We start from the raw sequence: 3,694 nt of genomic DNA on the forward strand, positions 1-3,694 counted from the left end.
CTCCGGCGTGTTCTGGTTGACCCAGTTCAAGGCTTGGCCAAAAGCCTCCAAAGTCGCGTCCAATTTGGCGGCCTGCGACTGGGACGCCTTGAGCTTGCAGGATACGGTCAGGACTTGGGTCATGGTTCTATTGTGACTTCCGCATTCCTCCCGGCACTGACCCTACGGGTACAGTGCGGGGCTCCTGCGATTTCTAGCTGAATGTCCAACTGCCCATAACGAGATGTTTTGGACTACGGAGTGCAGAATAGACCAATAAACAGAACAGTGTCCAAATCAATTCAGATTACTCTCGCTATTTTCGTTCATGGCTGCAGGGATCCAATGGGCAGGCTGCGCCTGGGCAAACACCTGCACTTCAGTGCTCATCTTGCGCAGTTGGCGGGCTAACTTGATTGCCTTGTCGCGGGGAAGGGGTGGGCTCACCACCGCCGGCAGACAGCCCAATAGGGGTTTCAGGGCCGTTTTGGGCAGGCGTGCGTAGAACGATAAAGCCGAGAGGATCTCCTCTTCAAAATAGGGGTTGCGATACTCTAGGAGGCGCACCTGATACAGCTCTGGGGGAAGAGGCCGTCCTTGGGTTAAGCGAATCAGGGATTCCACCGTTCCCATCACATAGAGTTGATCGCCTTCTTTCAACAGGGTCTTGCCCTCTTTTTGCCAGATCTTGGGAAAAACACAGGGTTTCCCCGGTCGGGAGCGATGCAGCAAGATCACCAGGTCATAGTCCTGGGCCAGTTGGCGCAAGGATAGCCCCAGGTAGTGGCAATCGGCCGAGACCTCCAGCAGCGTCACCAGCAGAGTTTCCCCCTGCCAAGCCAGGGTGCCGTAGACGGATCCCACCAGTGCTGCGGTGGCAAAAGCCCGTGCCCCCAGCCCGGTAGCGCTGTAGCTGATCCCCAGGGTCTGCATGTGGCGCTGCATGCGAGCCGCCAATTCGGGATCGGTAACCCGCAAAATGGTGCGGATCCCCGGCTGCAGGCTGTGGGCCGTCAGGGCCGTCTCCAGGTTGGTGAGATCGTCAGGGGTGGTGCAGATCAGGCAGCGGCTGCCTTGAATGCGAGCCTGCTGCAGCGTGCTTGCCAGGGCATAATCCCCACGAACCACCACCGCTCCCTCCCGCTCCGCTGCCTCCAAGAGAGGGTTCTCGCTATTGGGATCCACCACCACCACCTCGTAGCCCATCTGCCGCAACAACTGCAGCACCAAATAGCTCAGCCGCCCCAACCCTGCGATCACCACATGATCCTCTTTGGGCATACGGGCAGCCCGACCCAAGCCAAAGCGACTGCTCACCAATTTGTCGGTCACCAAGCCGTAAATCAACCCCACCAGGGCAGCCCCCACCAAGGTCATCATCACCGCCAGCACCTTCACCCCCAGCGGTGTTTCCGGCTGTTGAAAAGCCTCAATATCCCCGTAGCCCCCTGTCAGCACCACGATCGTCAGCAAAAGCCCCTCGATGAGGGGTTTGCCGATCATCCTGAAGTTGATCACCCCCAGCACCAGCATGGCCCCCAAGGTGAAGGTGAGGGTGCGCACGATGGGCTTGACCTGTAGGAGTCCCTGCACTCCTCTGCGCAGCCAAGACCCAAGGGATCCCCGCCCCAACGACCTGCCTTGCCGTTGTTGTCGCTTGTCCTGCATCTGGCCGCTGGCCCAGCGCTGTGCCCGTGAGGAGCCCCGTCGCCCGTTGCGTTCCAACAGTTGCAGGTAGGCTCTGGGATCGCAAATGACCAAAACGCGATCCCCCTCCAGCAGCTCTGCCTCGTGGTCAAAGTCGTCGAAAACTCGCTGTTTGGAAAAGTTAGAAAGCCCATCCACCGGGTAATGAAACAGCACCCGCGCCCCAAAAGTTTCCTCCAGCTCCGAGAGGGGCATATGCAGCAGGCGGGAGTTGTATCCGATGGTCAGCTCTACCACGTTCCAGAGGGTGGTCTCTCGGTCTGAGACAAAGTAAGCCGGATCTGCCAGCTCTGGCGGAAGCGTGGCCGGCTGGGCTTCCAGCTGGGGCAGCTCAAAGTAGCCAACAAATTCGTCGGAAACAGCCTTAAGGGCAAAAGCCGGGGCAGCCAAAGCCGCCACCGATAGGGAAAAATGCTGCGGCAAAGCCGAGTCGAGATAGCGGGCAAGGCTGTGGTTGAACAGACGGGAGACGACACGCACCTGTGGATTGAGATCTCGAATCAGCAAAGCCAGCTCGAAATTGGCTTGGTCGCTGTCCTCCAGGAGCAGCGCCACCCTAATCCGCTCGATCCCAGCCCGCTGCAACACCCCCGGCTGGCGGGGATCCGCCTGTAGGTATTGCCACTGCTCTTCCAAATGAGGGGGCAGATCGGGAGCAACTACTACAGCGCGATGTCCAAAAGCTTCTAGGGCTTGGAGAGTGAGCTCCACCAAATCGTTGTAGCCGCAGACCAGGATAGAGACACCTGGATCCCTGCTATTCTCTTGCACCTGTGCATGAGGCGATCTCGAAAGGGAGCTCACCATAGCTCTGTCATCTACCCTGCTCCCTTTATACCCGAAGCCTCTTCAGCTTTCGCGAGTGCTGTCAATACCGCTGACCGCAAAGCCCTGGGTAGAGACCCGTTGCTCAACAAGACCGGCTGCGTTGCTGGCCATCTCAGGCGCTGTCGAGGACAAGGGGAAGCCACCCAGTTTCATCCCAAAGGGTGAGAAGTGAGAACAACTCCCAAGAGCTTGACCTGGTACTTGAGATCTCCTATCATTTCCTCAAGGCAAAGTTCTTGAATAAAAGTCTCAATAAGGTTGGCCCAAGATAAGAGCCAACAGAGTGAGGCTTGCGGGGACTGTCTTTGTCCTTTGGGCTTGGCTTTCCGGTGCTTTCTCAGAGAGAGCCTGGCCGGTGGAGCTGTGTCTCTTGAGATGTTTTTGAACTTAGGAGTTGGGTATGCGCTTATCGCGACGGCAATTTGTCAGTGGAGCCACGCTAGGTTCTGCGGCTCTGGCAGCAGGGTCTCTTCTGCGTCCGGCCCATGGCGCCAATCGGGAAGTGAACCTCTACACCTCGCGGCACTACGGCACAGACGAGAAATTGTACGAACTTTTCAAGCAGAAAACGGGCATTACCGTGAATTGGGTGCAGGGCAACGCCGATGAGATCGTCCAGCGCATCCGCAGCGAGGGATCCAACAGCCCCGCCGACATCTTCATGACGGTGGATATTGCCCGGCTGTGGCGGGCTCAGAACGAGGGCCTGTTTCAGCCCATCCAGTCGGAGACGCTCTCCAAAAATATTCCCGAGTCTCTGCGGGATCCAGAGGGGTACTGGTTTGGCCTCACCAAGCGGGCGCGGGTGATCATGTACAACAAAGACAAGGTGGATCCCAACGAGCTGTCTACCTACGAAGATCTGGCCAACCCCAAGTGGCGGGGCAAGGTGCTCACCCGCTCCTCCAGCAACGTTTACAGCCAATCCTTGACGGCTTCGATCATCTTGGCCCACGGGATCCCGGAAACGGAGCAATGGGCCCGGGGCTTGGTGGCCAACTTTGCCCGTCCGCCGGAAGGGGGAGACACGGATCAGATCAAGGCCGTGGCCGCCGGGGTGGGAGACGTGGCTTTGGCCAACACCTACTATTTGCCGCGTTTGATCAAATCCGACAATCCAGAAGAGCGCGCCGTAGCCGAGAAAATCGGCGTCTTCTTCCCCAACCAGCAGGATCGTGGC

General features: G+C 58.3%; 2 protein-coding genes and 1 pseudogene. 1 reads left to right on the forward strand and 2 read right to left on the reverse strand.

Translation table 11 applies throughout. The features are described from left to right. Both NW837_RS09155 and NW837_RS09160 read right to left on the reverse strand, forming a co-directional pair. Nucleotides 1–123: pseudogene (locus tag NW837_RS09155) on the reverse strand (RNA-guided endonuclease TnpB family protein); the annotation flags it as partial. A 153-nt stretch (nt 124–276) separates the two neighbouring features. Next, entirely contained in the window at nt 277–2,457 is a 2,181-nt protein-coding gene (locus NW837_RS09160; RefSeq protein WP_414330871.1) for an NAD-binding protein, read from the reverse strand. A 457-nt stretch (nt 2,458–2,914) separates the two neighbouring features. Between NW837_RS09160 and NW837_RS09165 the strand changes: the two genes are divergently transcribed. Then, the coding region (locus tag NW837_RS09165; RefSeq protein WP_414330874.1) for an extracellular solute-binding protein at nt 2,915–3,694 on the forward strand (780 nt) is incomplete at its 3' end.

Origin of the sequence: Synechococcus sp. R6-10, assembly GCF_047461815.1 — a bacterium.
Lineage (GTDB): Bacteria > Cyanobacteriota > Cyanobacteriia > Thermostichales > Thermostichaceae > Thermostichus.